The organism is Ensifer sp. D2-11 (assembly GCF_054161295.1).
The window spans coordinates 723750-738278 of sequence record NZ_CP096434.1 but is presented as its reverse complement, the minus strand read 5'-3'; the positions used below and the strand labels follow the sequence as shown (position 1 = coordinate 738278).

Annotated in this window: 13 protein-coding genes; 6 read left to right on the top strand and 7 right to left on the bottom strand. The window is 63.3% G+C overall.

Annotation, left to right across the window (positions count from 1 at the left end; translation table 11 throughout):
• Nucleotides 1-101: 101 nt before the first annotated feature.
• Nucleotides 102-866: a DUF1236 domain-containing protein gene (locus M1D34_RS20610; RefSeq protein WP_498784104.1), complete on the top strand. Its 765-nt coding sequence runs from the start codon at nt 102-104 to the stop codon at nt 864-866.
• 94 nt (nt 867-960) lie between these two features.
• On the opposite strand, the gene M1D34_RS20605 is transcribed toward M1D34_RS20610, so the two are convergent.
• A complete protein-coding gene (locus M1D34_RS20605; RefSeq protein ID WP_498784102.1) occupies nt 961-2040 on the bottom strand; it encodes an AI-2E family transporter in 1080 nt (359 codons plus the stop codon).
• Nucleotides 2041-2352: 312 nt separating this feature from the next.
• Between M1D34_RS20605 and M1D34_RS20600 the strand changes: the two genes are divergently transcribed.
• From M1D34_RS20600 to M1D34_RS20585, 4 genes are all read left to right on the top strand, one after another.
• Nucleotides 2353-3237: a helix-turn-helix domain-containing protein gene (locus M1D34_RS20600; protein ID WP_498784322.1), complete on the top strand. Its 885-nt coding sequence runs from the start codon at nt 2353-2355 to the stop codon at nt 3235-3237.
• Nucleotides 3238-3363: 126 nt separating this feature from the next.
• The gene (locus M1D34_RS20595) at nt 3364-4023 is read left to right on the top strand and encodes a 2Fe-2S iron-sulfur cluster-binding protein (protein ID WP_498784100.1); all 660 of its coding nucleotides are present in this window, start codon (nt 3364-3366) and stop codon (nt 4021-4023) included.
• 3 nt (nt 4024-4026) lie between these two features.
• The gene (locus M1D34_RS20590) at nt 4027-5013 is read left to right on the top strand and encodes an FAD binding domain-containing protein (RefSeq protein WP_127666164.1); all 987 of its coding nucleotides are present in this window, start codon (nt 4027-4029) and stop codon (nt 5011-5013) included.
• A gap of 22 nt (nt 5014-5035) precedes the next feature.
• Nucleotides 5036-7321: a xanthine dehydrogenase family protein molybdopterin-binding subunit gene (locus M1D34_RS20585; RefSeq protein ID WP_498784098.1), complete on the top strand. Its 2286-nt coding sequence runs from the start codon at nt 5036-5038 to the stop codon at nt 7319-7321.
• A gap of 28 nt (nt 7322-7349) precedes the next feature.
• Here the strand turns inward: M1D34_RS20585 and M1D34_RS20580 are convergent, their stop codons facing one another.
• The 5 genes from M1D34_RS20580 to M1D34_RS20560 all read right to left on the bottom strand — a co-directional run bounded on the left by M1D34_RS20580 (nt 7350) and on the right by M1D34_RS20560 (nt 12840).
• Nucleotides 7350-8198 carry a phytanoyl-CoA dioxygenase family protein gene (locus M1D34_RS20580; RefSeq protein ID WP_498784096.1) on the bottom strand — a complete coding sequence of 283 codons (849 nt, stop codon included), beginning with the start codon at nt 8196-8198 and terminating at the stop codon, nt 7350-7352.
• Nucleotides 8199-8251: 53 nt separating this feature from the next.
• Nucleotides 8252-9244, bottom strand: coding sequence for an ABC transporter permease (locus tag M1D34_RS20575; RefSeq protein WP_498784094.1), 993 nt, complete (start codon nt 9242-9244; stop codon nt 8252-8254).
• Between the two features lie 12 nt (nt 9245-9256).
• Complete coding sequence (locus tag M1D34_RS20570) at nt 9257-10261, bottom strand: ABC transporter permease (RefSeq protein ID WP_498784092.1); 1005 nt, start codon at nt 10259-10261, stop codon at nt 9257-9259.
• Nucleotide 10262: 1 nt separating this feature from the next.
• Complete coding sequence (locus M1D34_RS20565; RefSeq protein WP_498784090.1) at nt 10263-11756, bottom strand: sugar ABC transporter ATP-binding protein; 1494 nt, start codon at nt 11754-11756, stop codon at nt 10263-10265.
• 100 nt (nt 11757-11856) lie between these two features.
• Nucleotides 11857-12840: an ABC transporter substrate-binding protein gene (locus tag M1D34_RS20560; protein ID WP_498784088.1), complete on the bottom strand. Its 984-nt coding sequence runs from the start codon at nt 12838-12840 to the stop codon at nt 11857-11859.
• Nucleotides 12841-13003: 163 nt separating this feature from the next.
• Between M1D34_RS20560 and M1D34_RS20555 the strand changes: the two genes are divergently transcribed.
• Nucleotides 13004-14116 carry a LacI family DNA-binding transcriptional regulator gene (locus tag M1D34_RS20555; protein WP_498784086.1) on the top strand — a complete coding sequence of 371 codons (1113 nt, stop codon included), beginning with the start codon at nt 13004-13006 and terminating at the stop codon, nt 14114-14116.
• A gap of 71 nt (nt 14117-14187) precedes the next feature.
• Here M1D34_RS20555 and M1D34_RS20550 read toward each other — a convergent pair whose 3' ends face one another.
• The gene (locus M1D34_RS20550; protein WP_498784085.1) at nt 14188-14526 is read right to left on the bottom strand and encodes a cupin domain-containing protein; all 339 of its coding nucleotides are present in this window, start codon (nt 14524-14526) and stop codon (nt 14188-14190) included.
• Between the last annotated feature and the right edge of the window lie 3 nt (nt 14527-14529).

Here is a 14529-nt window from a genome sequence, read left to right as displayed (position 1 = left end):
AAAACTGAAACGCTCTAGGACTGCACAGGCGGGTTGCCAGGGAACAATCCTGTCAATCCGCAGTTGGCTACCTGAAGGGACGTTCGAATGGAGAACATCCGATGAAGGGTATCCTTATCAAGAGTGCGCTCGCTTTAAGTCTCGGGGTTGCGTCCACCCCGGTCTTTGCACAGACGGAACAGCCGGCACAGGGCCAGTCCACCGAATGCCCGGCGGGCACGGAATGTCCGCAAGGCGGCACGCAACAGGATCAGCAGCCTGATGCTCAAGGGGGTGCGACACAGCAGGGGCAGACGGGCCAGGACCAGCAGCAGCCGGCAGATCAGCAACAGCCCACCGATCAGCAGCAACCGGCGGATCAAGGTACCGGCCAGCAGCAGGATCAGCAAGATCAACAGAAGCAGCCTGACCAGCAGCAGCAGGACCAGCAAGGCGAAACCGGGACGCAGCAGGATCAAGGCGGCTCGCAAACCCAGGAGAAGGGGACCGACACGCAGACCCAGCAGCAGGACTCCGAGCAGCAGCCCGCGCAGGGCGAAACCGAGCAGCCCGCTCAAGGCGAGTCCCAGTCGACCGAGCAGGGTCAGACCTCCGGTTCTTCCGGAAATGTCGACGTGACAGTAGAGCAGAAAACCGAAATCACGCAGGTCATCAAGGAAGAAAACGTCGAGCCAATCGACGTCGACTTCGATGTATCCGTCGGAGTGGCAGTGCCGGAGACCGTCAAGGTCAAGCTGAGGCCGCTGCCGACCCGCATCGTGAAGATCGTCCCAAGATACGAAGGCTACCTGTTTTTCGTCCTCGCCGATGGCAGGATCGTCATCGTGGAACCGTCGTCGCTGGAGATCGTGGTGATCCTCGCCTGACTGCTTGCCTCATGAAAGGGGCCGTCTGGTTCTCCAGGCGGACCTTTTTTTGTCCGGCGGTCGTGTGCTGTGGGCTTCGATCTATCCGCAGCGCTCAGGCCTCGGGATTCGAATTGTGCCGGCGCCAGATATCCAGGAGCAGCAGCGTTGCCGTGAAGGCTACCGGGCCGATCACCAGGCCCGCCGACCCGAAGACGATTATGCCTCCGATCATGCTCATGAAGGCCGTCAGCGTGTGGAGCTTCAGGCGGTCTCCCACGAAAATGGGGTAGAGAAGATTGTCGATGGTCGCGACCACTCCAGCGCCCCAGGCGACGAGTATGAGCGCCTTTCCCCACTCGCCGCTGAGGGCCAGCGACAGCGCGGCCGGAAGCCAGACGATGAAGGCCCCGAGCACCGGCACGACGGCGAGCAAGCCCATGGCGAGGCCCCAGACCACGGGCGCCGGCAGACCGAGCAACCAGAACATCAGGCCGCCCATCGCGCCCTGTACGGCAGCAACGGCCACAGTGCCGAAGACGACGGCCTGCACCGTTTCGTTTACCCGCGTGAACAGCCGGTTCATCTCCTGCGAGCTGAGAGGGGAATATTCCTTCAGCGCTCCCAGTGCTTGCTGGCCGTCACGCAGGAAATAGAACAGAAAATAGAATGTCAGGATGGCGTCGACGATCTGGGCAACGGAGCCACGCACGAATGAGGCGCTGAAGTTGGTGAGCCAGCTGGTCGCGCTGCCTGCGATCCCGGCCAGATCGAGTTGCGTTTCGATCCAGACGACGGCCGGCGCAAGGCGTGGATAGTTGGCCAGTGCATCGCGCCATGTGCCCGACCTCACGGCTTCCTCGACGATCTGTGCACCTTTGGCAGCTTCGTTCACCAACCGCTCCGCCATGAAGGTGAGCGGAACAGCCACGACGAATACGGCGATCGCCACGGTCGCCGCGGCCGCGGCTTCCGGGTAGCGGAAACGTTTTTCGATCCGACGATGCAGCGGCCGGAACATCACAGTGAGTACGAGCGCCCATGTGAGAGCGGGCAGGAAGGGCACGGCGAGGAAATAGCAGACGACCAATCCCACGACGAGAGCGACAAGGATTGCCAATGTCCGCGAACGCCGCGGCGTCAGTAGGCGGTCTGGAGCATGCTTTTCCTCACCTACGGAAACACTCTTCGCCATCGCGTTTTCTTCGCCCGTTTGCGGCAGTTTGGGTCCAGTGGGACAGACTTGTCAAAAGATAACGCTTCTCAACCGAAAGACGTTGCGACAGCCTGATGTAAACGGGCTCACCATGCGAGGAATTGTCCCGGCAGTGCCCGTTGGTCTTGGCTGGTGGGAGCCACTACACGAGACTTTGAACATGGTTTGGTAGCGCAACCGGCGTGGATGCTGGAGAGTTCGTGCGGGCGAGAAGGTGAGGACCCCTGGGGCATGGCGATGGCGCACGGGCGCCGGCGCCGTTTTGGTTCGGTGGAACACAGGACGATAGATATGCCTTTCAGGCCGCTTTTCGGTAGTGGGCGAATTCGGACTGCCGGAGAGCAGCCGGCGCAGCCCACGACAGCTTCTTGGGCCGGTTCCTCGGTCGTCTTCGATCGTCGGCGGTGGGCTTGCCGGGAAGCCGAACTTCGTTGGACGGCGCCGCATCACGTGCTCGTTCTGACGGAGGAAGGCGCCACATCGCAGACCTCCATCCGATCCGATGGGAAAATGGTTTATGAGGGGCGGGACCGATCCGGTGCGATAACCTTCGTGCCCGCGGGGGTGGAACGCCTCGGTGCCTATCGCGACGTCGATCTTATCTATTCCGCCCTGTGGATCGATCCCCGGTCTATCTCTCCCGCCAGTGAACACCTGAAGGATTTACCGGTCCTGATAAACAAGAGCGACAGTGTGATCAGCGCGCTGTTGAAATCGCTGAGTAGCGAGATATCCAGCGGCCATATCCCCGATTCGGCCTATGTGGATCATCTGATCGCACTCGTCACTTTGCGGATCCGTGGCTTCGCTGATGCGCCCGTCCCGGCTCCCCGCCATGGCTCCCTTGGCAGCCGCGTCGTCAAACGGGTCCGTGACTATATCGACGCACATTTGGATGGCGACATTTCCCTCGGCGATTTGGCCGATGTCGCCGGTGTTGCCGCGGATTCTTTTGCGCGTCGCTTCAAAGTCACGACCGGCTTCGCGCCTTACGCCTATGTGCTCGAGGAACGCATCCGGCGCTCGGAGGCGCTCCTGTGCGATACCGACACTACGCTGAGCGCGATCGCATTGACCTGCGGCTTCTCGAGCCAGAGCCACTTCACCACGACCTTCAAGCGCCTGCGAGGCGTCACCCCGCACGCTTATCGGTCAAAAGTTATTCCGGAATCCTGATAATCCCGCCGATTTCCTGAAAGAAACGGCAGGCGCGGGCGGCCATGTTGCGTCGTGTCGATGCGCGCCGCTCGGTGCGCTCCAGGCGGCGTGCAGCCACCTCGCAGTCGAATCCGGAGATGACTCATGGACGAAACGCAAAAGGACATTGGACCGACGCGAAGAGCGGTGCTCGAGGGCGGTGCAGCCACGACGCTGCTCCTCATCGCCGGCCTGCCTGTCGGGCGTGCCGCTGCAACCGGTGCTGCTGGCGCACCGTCAGCAACCCCGACGCCCACGCTGCCGGTGCTGCTCAACATCAATTCCAATAACATCGCGGTGGAACTGGATCCGCGGACCACGCTGCTCGACACCTTGCGCAACCATATCGGTCTCACCGGTTCGAAAAAGGGTTGCGACCATGGTCAATGCGGAGCCTGCACCGTTCTTGTGAACGGGCGCCGGATCAATGCCTGTCTGACGCTCGCCGCGATGCATGAAGGCGATGAGATCACCACGATCGAGGGGCTTGCAGGTGAGGACGAACTTCACCCGATGCAAGCGGCATTCATCGAACACGATGGCTTTCAGTGCGGCTATTGCACACCCGGACAGATTTGCTCCGCAGTCGGAATGCTGCGGGAGGTCAGGGAAGGTTGGCCGAGCCACGCAAGCGCGGATGTTGCGGCCGCTCCGACCGATCTCACCGAGGCCGAAATCCGCGAACGCATGAGCGGCAATATCTGCCGTTGCGCCGCTTACCCCAACATCGTAGCCGCCATTCGCGATGCGGCAGAGAGGTCATGACGCATGCAACCCTTCTCCTATCAGCGGGCAGACACAGTGGAAACGGCCGTTGCGGCTGTGGCGGGCAGGCCGGCGGCACGTTTCATCGCCGGAGGCACCAATCTCCTGGACCTGATGAAGCTGGGCATCGAGCGGCCGGAGCATCTCGTGGACATCGGCCGTCTGGGACTCGACCGCATCGAGCCGACCGAGGAGGGCGGATTGCATATCGGCGCTCAGGTCCGCAATAGCGATCTCGCCGCCGATCCGATAGTCAGGTCGCGCTACCCGGCTCTGTCTCAGGCGCTGCTGGCGGGCGCCTCCGGCCAGATACGAAACAAGGCTTCGACAGGCGGCAACCTTCTCCAACGCACGCGATGCCCCTATTTCTACAACCGCAACATGCCTTGCAACAAACGGGAACCGGGCGCCGGTTGCGCCGCGCTCAAGGGCTTCAACCGGATGCATGCGGTCATCGGAACGAGCCAGGCCTGCATTGCCGTGCATCCCTCGGACATGGCGGTCGCCATGGCGGTGCTCGACGCGAACGTCGAGACGGTCTCTCCGGGAGGTGAAACGCGTTCGATCCCGATCGGAGATCTCTACCGGCTGCCCGGCACGACGCCGCACCAGGAGACCGTGCTTGCCCACGGGGAAATGATCACCGGCGTCACTCTGCCGCCACCACCCGCGGGCCGGCAGGCCTATCGCAAGGTGCGCGACCGTGCCTCCTACGCGTTCGCCCTCGTTTCCGTTGCAGCAATTATCGAGGTTTCCGGCAATCGGGTGCGAACCGCTCGTGTCGCCTTGGGCGGCGTCGCGCCGAAACCCTGGCGGGCACTGGAAACCGAGAGCAGGCTCGCGGGTGCGGCACTATCGGACCATGTGCTGACGGACGCGGCGGAGGCCGCCCTGGCGGGCGCCGTCGGACATGGCGGCAACGATTTCAAGATTCCCTTGGGCAAGCGGACGGTGCGTTACACCCTCGCCTCCGCGGCCGAACAAGCGTGACCCGAGCAGACTGGTGGAAACAATGACGGATAAGGCGCAGCGACATACCACAAGCGGCGGCGACAGCCTCATAGGCAAACCCGTCGACCGCGTCGATGGACCGGTCAAGGTTACCGGTACCGCCACCTATGCCTACGAAGTCACGGAGGGCCCATCTTCGGCTTTCGGTTTTGTGCTGGGTGCGGGCATCGCCAAAGGCCGCATTCTGGAAATCGAAACCGGCCTGGCCGAACGAACGCCGGGCGTCCTTCACGTGATGACCCATCTGAATGCACCGCCCCAACCGGAATTCGGTCCGGCCGTCACACCGGCCGTGCGCGAGGTTTTCACCCGTGCGCGACCCGTGCTCCGCGACGACCGCATTCGCCACTATGACGAGCCGATCGCACTTGTGGTCGGCGAGACCTTCGAGGCCGCACGCGCCGCTGCGGCCCTCATCCAGGTTCGCTACGAAGAAGCAGCCGGCGACTTCGGCCTCGAAGAGCGCCGCGGAGCGGCCTACGCACCGCAGCGGACCAATGCAGGCTTCGATACGGATAGCGCAGTGGGCGATTTCGATGTGGCCTTTGCCGAGGCGGCGGTACGGATCGACATGACCTACCGTACGCCCTACCAGCACCACAATCCGATGGAGCCCCATGCGACATTGGCGATCTGGCAGGGTGACGACGTGACCATCCACACCTCGGCGCAGACCCTCTCGAACTTTCGTGCCGGCCTCGCTGCCACACTGGGTATTCCTCTCGAGCGCGTGCGCGTGATCAGCCGTTATATCGGTGGCGGTTTCGGCTCCAAACTCATCGTCCATGCCGATTCGGTGCTCGCGGCTCTGGCCGCACGCATTCTCGGAAGACCCGTCAAGGTCGCCCTGACGCGCCAGCAAATGTTCGCCAATGCCGGGCACCGTGCGGAAATGCTCCAAAACGTTCGATTGGGCGCGAGCGCCGACGGAAAACTGCTGGCTCTCGGACACGATGTCTGGTCGGCAACCTCTCGAGTTGAGGAATTCTGCGAGCAGACGGCGGTCTTCGCCCGTTCGCTCTACGCCGCACCCAGCCGCCTGACCCGCCACCGGCTCGTTCCGGTCGACCTCAACAGAGGTGAGTGGATGCGGTCTCCGGGCGAGGCGCCGGGCATGCTGGCGCTGGAATGCGCCATGGACGAGTTGGCCGAGCGGCTGGGTCTTGACCCGATCGAGCTCAGGATCCGCAACGAGCCCGATCTCGATCCCGAGCGCGGGGTGCCGTTTTCCACGCGTAACCTCGTGGCATGCATGCAGGAGGGGGCGCGGCGCTTCAGTTGGAAGCGGCGCAGGTCGGAACCGGGCAGCCTGCGCGAAGGCCGTAAGCTGGTTGGCCTCGGCATGGCCGCTGCGATCCGGCCAAACTACATCGGAGCGGCGGCGGCCTCGGTTCGGATCGACGAGGAGGGACGAGTGACCGCTCGCCTCGACATGACCGATATCGGTACTGGGACCTACACCATCCTGACGCAGATTGCCGCCGATGCCCTGGGCGTTCCGCTTGCGGCAGTCACGATCGAGCTTGGGGATAGCCGCTATCCCTTGACGGCAGGCTCCGGCGGTTCCTGGGGAGCGGCAAGTGCCGGGACGGCCCTCTTGCGTGCGTGCGAAGCGCTGAAACGGAAGATCGTGACCGCGGTGCGCACGCAACCGGGTACACCGGCCCAGAATTCCGGGACTGACGACGTCACGATAGCCGCAGGAGCGGTCCGCTTCGGCGAACGGACGGAAGCGTTGGCGGAATTCATGCGGCGTGTCGCACCCCAAGGGCTCGACGCCACGGGTTCGGTCGAGGCCGGTGCGAGCACCGAGAGCTACCGCACATTTTCGCAGCATTCCTATGGCGCGCATTTCGCCGAGGTCAGCGTCGACTGCGACACGGGAGAGATCCGTGCGAGGCGCTTGCTCGCCGTGATCGGCGCAGGCCGTATTCTCAATGCGAAGACGGCGCGTTCACAGATTCTCGGAGGTATGGCCTGGGGTCTCGGCGCAGCCTTGATGGAGGAATCCGTCCTTGACGGCCGCTACGGATGTTTCGTCAATCATGACCTTGCCGAGTACCACGTTCCGGTCAACAGCGATGTTCCAGACCTCGATGTCGTGTTCATCGAGGAGAACGATGACAAGGCCAACCCTTTCGGCGCGAAAGGTCTCGGAGAGCTCGGCGTTTGCGGTGCCGGCGCGGCGATCGCCAACGCGGTCTATAACGCCACCGGGGTAAGGGTTCGCGAGTTCCCGCTGACCCTGGACAAAGTCCTGCCGGGTCTGGCGACGGTTGCGCTTTGAGGTCCCGCGAAAGCGGCTGCGGACCCTTTCAGGTCGGTGTCGAGCCCATCACCAGACCTTCGATATCGTGCTTCTGCGTGACGGGGATCAGCTCATCGACAACCCTGCAGACGAGGTGCTGCTTCACCAGAACGGGCAGGGCGTCAAAGTAATCCTGAGTCACCATCATGTCGTGCAGTTCGGCGTGGCCCGCGCCGGGCGCGTCGACGCCGAGGACCATGACCGGGCGGGCGATCGGCGAAGCATGTTCCGTACCCCGATGGATGGTGAGCGCGGAGCGGCACGAAACATCGCCCAGCTTCGGATACTTGCGCGTCGCGAGCTCCTGAAACTCGGGCCACCTCTCCTTTGGCGGGAACATTTCATGCTTCCACTCCCTGCCGTCGAGCCACTGGGTGCCGGGCGCGATCTCGAACGGCCCCATATCCTCCGTCACGTCCACGCCGGTGAGGTTGAAGGCAAGCGAGGTGATGCGGCGCTCGACGTAGGTTTCGGACGGCGAGGGGAAGTCGCGATGCCAGGGCTGGTACTTCGCCCCCTGGAACGGCACGTCGAAGCCGATCTCGACGATCTGGTAGTCGGGACCGAGCACCGCCTCGCACATGCCGGCCACCCACGGATGGGTGACGAGGTCGACGAAGCCGGAAAAATCCTGCGGATGGATCTCGACGTACCAGCGGCGCGGCCCACGGCCGACGGCACCACCCGGCCGCTGAATGGCCGACCAGAAGGCCGTCATCATGTCCTCACGCATCGCTTCGGCCCATTCGCGGGAAAGGGCGCTCTTCAGTCCGGTGATGCCCTCCCGTTGCAAGGCTTCGACGGACGCGCTGAAATCGTAGCCCGACCGGGTTTCCTGTGTTGCTGTCGTAGTCATCACATCTCCTCTTGCTTTCGCATTGTCGCGGGCTTCACCAACCTTGCCGCATCTCAGACGTGTTCCTCGCCTGTTCGGCGTGACATCAATCGCGCCTGAAGAACGACGACGATGAGCAGGAAGCCGCCGCGGATGACGGATTGCCAGTAGGCCGAAAGGGAAATCCACCCGAGGCCGTTCTCGAAATTAAGGATGTTGAACACCATCGCGAGCAGAAGGGCACCCGCAAGCGTCGCCCCCACCGAGCCCGAACCGCCTGTCAGAAGCGTACCCCCGACGACCACGGAGGCGATCGCGAAGAGTTCCCAGCCGACCCCTTCGGTAGGTTGGCCGGCTCCGAATTGCGAGGCGAGGATGACGCCTGCGAGCCCCGCCAGCGCGCCGGAACCGACATAGACGGCGGCGAGCGTCCGCCGCACCTTCAGGCCCATCAATGCGGCTGTGGCTTCGCCGTCGCCGATCGCCAGTACATGGCGGCCGACGGGCAGGCGTTCGAGCACCAGCCAGCCGGCGACATAGACGAGAAGGGCGATCCAGGCGGGAATCGGAAAGCCAAGGAAGTCGTCCTGGCCTATCGCCGTGAAGCCGCTGTCATAGGAAACGGAGACGGATTGGTTTCCCGCAAGCAGCAAGCCGGTGCCATAGGCCGCAAGCATGGTCGCGAGGGTCGCGATAAAGGGCTGGATGCGCATGACTGTAACGGTGAAGCCGTTCAACGCTCCGACGGCAAGACCCGCCGCCATGCCGCCGAAGAGACCTGCGGCCCAGTGATGCGGCGACAGAAGCGCGGCGACGACGCTCGCCATGGCCGCGGTACCGCCGACGGAGAGATCGATTCCCCCGGTCATGATGACGAAGGCCATGCCCAGCGCGATCAGCGCGAACATGGAGTTGTAACGCAGGAAGCTCAGGATGTTGTATTGCGACAGGAAGTTCTCGTAACGCAGTGCTCCGAACAGGATGAGGCCGAAGAGCGCCAGAATGACGCCGAGGCGGGCCATATCGCCGGGGGACTTGAGGGCAAGAGCCTTGAGGACTGAATTCATCGGCGTTCTCCCTCACGACTTTCCGGCGCGCTGCTGAATGAACACCGCAAGTAAGATCAGCGCAGCCTTGACGATCAAGGCAGCCGCGTCCGGCACGCCATTGGCGAGCAGGGTGTAGCGCACCAGCTGGATGACAAGGGCGCCGATCACGGTGCCGACGATGTTTGCCCGCCCGCCGGTCAGAAGCGTGCCGCCGACGGCGACTGCCGCGATCGCGTCGAGCTCCATGCCGAGGCCGACGAGGTTCGCGTCGCTTGCGGAATTGCGCGCGACGACGATGAGGCCCGCCACCCCGGCAAGCGCGCCGCTGATCATGTAGACGAGCAGTTTGACGCGGTGGACAGGTATCCCGGTCAGACGGGCCGCCTTCTCATTGCCTCCGACCGCTATGACCTGCCGCCCGAACACCGTGTAGCGGATTGCCGCCCAGGCGATCGCGGCGATCGCAATCATCAGGATCACCTGGGCGGGAATGCCGGCGACACGCCCCAGGGCGATGAACTGAAAACCTTCGTTCCGGAAGACCTGCAGGTTGCCGTTGGTCATCACCTGGGCGATGCCGCGGCCTGCGATGAACAGCACGAGGGTCGCGATGATCGGCTGGATGGCGAAACGGGTCACGAGCAGGCCGTTGACAAGACCGAGCAGCCCCGTGGCGACGACCGGCAGAACGAAGGCCAGCGCCACGGCCAAGGGCATGGAGGAGACCGGAAACAGCGTCCCCATGAAGATCATCGGCGCAAGCGCGCCGCCGATCGCCATCAGCGAACCGACCGAAAGATCGATGCCGCCGGTGGCGATCACGAGCGTCATTCCGATGGCGACGATCACGATCGTGGCGACCTGGGTGAGATTGACGTTGAGCGTCTGCAGCGACAGGAAGTTCGGAGTGAAGACGACGTTGAACAGGATCAGGGCCAGGAAGGCGGCGACTGTGCCGTAACGTCCGGCGAGCGTGAAGAAACGTTTGCCGGAGGGGACGGTGCCTGCGGTCGCCTGTGTCTCGATCGTCGTCATGCTACTCCACCTGATGTGCCATGGCGGCAAAGAGGGCAGCCTCGCTCAATTCCTTGCGCGGCAGCACGGCGACCGAGGTTCCGTCGCTGAGCACGGTCACCCGGTCGGCCGCCGCCAGCAATTCCTCCAGTTCGGACGAAATCATCAGCACGCCGAGGCCTTCGTCGGCGAGCCGGCGCAGGAGGCGCAGGATTTCGGATTTGGCGCCGATATCGATACCGCGGGTCGGCTCGTCGACGATCAGGAGCTTGGGATCGGTACAGAGCCATCGGCCGAGCAGGACCTTCTGCTGATTGCCGCCGGAAAGTTCCTTGATAGGCTGGTCGGGCGACGTGCATTTGATGCCCAGCGCCGTGATGTAGCGTTCGACGATTTCATCCTGGCGGGCGCGATCGACGATGCCGGCGCGGGCGAGCTTCGGCAGAAGCGCGAGCGTCATGTTTTCGCGGATGCTCATATCGGGAATGATACCGTCGACCTTCCGGTCCTCGGCGACGAGCCCGATGCCGTCGGCAATGGCGTCCGCGGGCTGACGATAGGCGCGGGCTTCGCCATTGTAGCGAATTTCGCCGCGCTGCAGCCGGTCCGCGCCAAAAATCAGGTTGGCCGTTTCGGTTCGCCCGGAGCCGAGCAGGCCGGCAAGCCCGGAGATCTCGCCTTCGCGCACCGTAAGGCTCACATCCCGCACGCGAACGCCGGCGCCCGCATTCCGGACCGATAGCCGCACCGGTCGCTGCGCGCCCTCGTCCGCGTCCTTGGCGATCGCTTCGAAGGCCGCGAGTTCTTTGCCCAGCATATGGCGCACCAATGCGAGCTTCGGCATGTCCGCCATTGCGGCGGTCGCCACGGTCTTGCCGTCACGCATGATGGTGACCCTGTCGCAAATCCGGTAGAGCTCCTCGAGACGATGGCCGATGAAGACGACGGAAACGCCGCCGCGCTTGAGCGTCCTTATGGTGTCGAAAAGAATGCCGACTTCCCGCTCGTCGAGGGAAGAGGTCGGTTCGTCCATGATGACGAGGCGTGCCTTCTGCGTCACCGCGCGCGCGATGGCAACCATCTGCCGGGTAGCGGCGCTGAAGCCGGCGACAGGTTGATCGACGTCGATTTCCAGATTGAAGGTCCGCAGGACGGCGGCGGCGCCTTCGCGCATCGCGGCCCGGTCGATCAAGCCGAAGCGGCGGGGTTCGCGCGACAGATAGATGTTCTCGGCGACGGAGCGCTGCGGGGCGAGGTTGATCTCCTGGTAGATCGTCGCAATGCCCCGGGCCTGGCTCTCCGCCGGCATGCTGAAGGATACGTCCTCTCCCGCAAAGACGACCGCACCCTCGTCGCGCCGGTACGCGCCGGTCAATATCTTGATGAGCGTCGACTTGCCCGCGCCGTTCTGCCCGACGAGTGCCATCACCTCGGCCTCGCCGACTTCGAGAGAAGCCGCACGAAGCGCCGGAATGCCGTTGAACGATTTGCAGATGCCCTGCATGGACAGAAGCATAAGTCCTCCCGATGCCGATCTGTCTTCATCGCGGCCGATTTCGCAGCGATTGCGGACTTAGCCAACCGGCCGGATCGATCCGGCCGGTTGGCGAAGGATGTCAGTAGGCGTTGGCGAGTTCGGCAGCCGCGTTTGACGAGTCGTAGAACTTGTCCTCGTTTATGACCATGGGATCGATCTTCTCGCCCTTGGCGTAACGCAGCATCGTCTCGAAGGCCTTGGGTCCGAAGCGCGGGTTGCACTCGACCACCGCAGCGATCTTTCCGTCGATGACCGCCTGAACCGCCTCCTTGCCGCCGTCGATCGACAGGACCAGCACATCCTTGCCCGGGACCTTGCCCGCTGCCTCTATTGCCGCAATGGCACCGATCGCCATCTCGTCATTGTGGGCATAGACGATGTCGGCATCCGGATGCGCCTGCAACAGGGCCTCGGCGACCTGCCGGCCCTTGTCGCGTGCGAAATCGCCCGACTGCGACGCGACGATCTCGAAGCCGCCTGCCGCCTTGATCGTCTCGTCGAAACCTTTCTTGCGGTCGTTGGCCGGCGACGAGCCGGTCGTGCCCTCGAGCTCGATGATCTTCGATTTGCCGTTGGCATTCTTGACCAGCCACTCGGCGATGCGCTTGCCCTCTTCGATGAAATCCGAGCCGATGAAGGTCACGTAGTCCTCGCCGGCCTTGGCAAGCGACGGATCGACGCTGCGGTCGAGCAGGATGACGGGAATGCCGGCCTTCTTGGCGGCCATGACGGCGGGGATCAACGGCTTTTCTTCGCGCGGCGCCAGGAAGATCAGATCTACGCCCTGGGCGATCATCGAGTTGACGTCGGCCACCTGCTTGGCCGCGGACCCGGCGGCATCGGTATAAACGAGTTGATGGCCGAGCTTCTCAGCCTCGGCTTTCATGCTGTTTGTCTGGGCGATGCGCCAGGGATTGTTGGATTCCGTTTGCGCGAAGCCGACCTTATAGGTCTCCTTCTGCGGCAGTTTGGGCAGTTCCGCGAAAGCGACGGTGCCGGCGACGGCGATTGCGCCGGCCGCCGTGGCCGCAAGCATGAACGCGCGACGTGAAATCCTGTTCATCGTGTTCTCTCCTCCCGGTTTGCCGGTACTCCTCTACCGGCTGCGAGCAACTTTATGCTTCACACGGGAAAACCTTGCGCTAATATTATTAGCAGTCAAGGCTAAAGTTATTAGCACATGCACAAATTGAATGCGGCGTTGCAGCGCCGGACAGGGGAACGAAATGGCAAAGGGCAACGGGGGCGATGCGTCGCCTAAGGAAGCGGGCGGCGGCCGGCCGACCATGACCGACGTGGCGCGCATCGCCGGGGTCTCGCAATCGAGCGTTTCCCTCGTGCTCAATGAAATGTCCGGAGCCCGCATTTCGGCCGAAACAAGGGCGCGCGTGCGCGAAGCGGCGCGCAAGATCGGGTACAGGCTGCCGAATACCCGTCAGGATCTCGCCCGCGCTCCGGCGATCGAAAAGGATACGATAGCCTTCATCGTAGACGAGATATCGACCAGTCCGCACCCGGTGGTCAGCCTCGACGGAATTCGCGACTACGCCTTCGAACAGGGCCTGCTCGTTTCCGCTCACGCGACCCGTTCCAACCCCGACCTGGAGAGCGCCGTGCTGCGCGCCGTATTGCGCGATCCATCAATCGCTGGAGTGATTTATGCAACGATCTTCACACGAAAGGTGAGCGTCCCGCGCGAACTGGCGAGCATCCCCACCATCCTGCTGAACTGCTATGCCGAGCCCCGCCAGCACATGGCGATCGTGCCCGGAGAGGTCGCCGGAGGCTTCGCGGCGACGGCGCATCTGACTTCCCTCGGACACCGGCGCATCGGCTTCATCAACGGCGAACCTTGGATGGATGCGGCAATCGATCGGCTCAAAGGCTACAAGCAGGCGCTGGCCACCGCCGATATCGCCTATGACGAATCCCTGGTGCGCAATGGCGACTGGCTCCCCTTGCGCGGCTACGAGGCTGCGCTCGAGCTGCTTGCCATCGACAATCCGCCGACCGCCATCTTCTGCGGCAACGACCTGATGGCGATCGGGGCGCTCGAAGCAGCTTCGGAGCGCGGGCTTCGCGTGCCGCATGACCTTTCGGTAATGGGTTACGACGACCAGGAACTCGCCCGCTACACGCATCCGCCGCTTTCGACGCTGGTGCTGCCGAACTACGAAATGGGCCAGAAGGCGGCGGAAATGCTGATCGACATGGCGATACACGGAAAGAACCCGCGCCCGATGACGATCAAGGTGGATGGCCCTCTGGTAGAACGGGGAACGACGGCAGCCATCCCCGAGAGGATGGCTGGACGTGCTCTTGCCTTGCGCGAGGGGTGAGGCGGCGTCGAAGTGGGTTGAGGCTCCGCACTTTCGGACGGAAAGCAGCTAAACGCTTTCCTGGAAGTGCTCTATCGCAGGAAATCGGCGCGGTGCGGCGTGAAGCTGTCGATCAGCCGCCCGGCCTCCAGCGCCTTTACGCCATGGACCACGCCCGATGGAGCAATGAAACTGTCGCCGGTGGAAAGAACCTGCGTGCGCTCGCCGACGGTGACTTCGAACTTGCCCTCTGCGATATAGCTCCCCTGCACATGAGGGTGTGAGTGGAGCGCGCCGATTCCGCCTTTCTCGAAGGCGAATTCGACCAGCATCAACTCGTCGGTATGCAGGATCACCCGACGCCGATTGCCCTGTCCGAGGTCTACCCATTCGCCTTCATCGCCACGGGAAAAAAGCTTCGTGTCCATCATCTT

Coding starts and splice junctions, on each gene's coding strand:
- M1D34_RS20580 (WP_498784096.1), bottom strand. CDS start 8,198: ATGACTACGACAGCAACACAGGAAACCCGGTCGGGCTACGATTTCAGC.
- M1D34_RS20565 (WP_498784090.1), bottom strand. CDS start 11,756: ATGCTTCTGTCCATGCAGGGCATCTGCAAATCGTTCAACGGCATTCCG.
- M1D34_RS20590 (WP_127666164.1), top strand. CDS start 4,027: ATGCAACCCTTCTCCTATCAGCGGGCAGACACAGTGGAAACGGCCGTT.
- M1D34_RS20585 (WP_498784098.1), top strand. CDS start 5,036: ATGACGGATAAGGCGCAGCGACATACCACAAGCGGCGGCGACAGCCTC.
- M1D34_RS20595 (WP_498784100.1), top strand. CDS start 3,364: ATGGACGAAACGCAAAAGGACATTGGACCGACGCGAAGAGCGGTGCTC.
- M1D34_RS20610 (WP_498784104.1), top strand. CDS start 102: ATGAAGGGTATCCTTATCAAGAGTGCGCTCGCTTTAAGTCTCGGGGTT.
- M1D34_RS20560 (WP_498784088.1), bottom strand. CDS start 12,840: ATGAACAGGATTTCACGTCGCGCGTTCATGCTTGCGGCCACGGCGGCC.
- M1D34_RS20555 (WP_498784086.1), top strand. CDS start 13,004: ATGGCAAAGGGCAACGGGGGCGATGCGTCGCCTAAGGAAGCGGGCGGC.
- M1D34_RS20570 (WP_498784092.1), bottom strand. CDS start 10,261: ATGACGACGATCGAGACACAGGCGACCGCAGGCACCGTCCCCTCCGGC.
- M1D34_RS20600 (WP_498784322.1), top strand. CDS start 2,353: ATGCCTTTCAGGCCGCTTTTCGGTAGTGGGCGAATTCGGACTGCCGGA.
- M1D34_RS20550 (WP_498784085.1), bottom strand. CDS start 14,526: ATGATGGACACGAAGCTTTTTTCCCGTGGCGATGAAGGCGAATGGGTA.
- M1D34_RS20605 (WP_498784102.1), bottom strand. CDS start 2,040: ATGGCGAAGAGTGTTTCCGTAGGTGAGGAAAAGCATGCTCCAGACCGC.
- M1D34_RS20575 (WP_498784094.1), bottom strand. CDS start 9,244: ATGAATTCAGTCCTCAAGGCTCTTGCCCTCAAGTCCCCCGGCGATATG.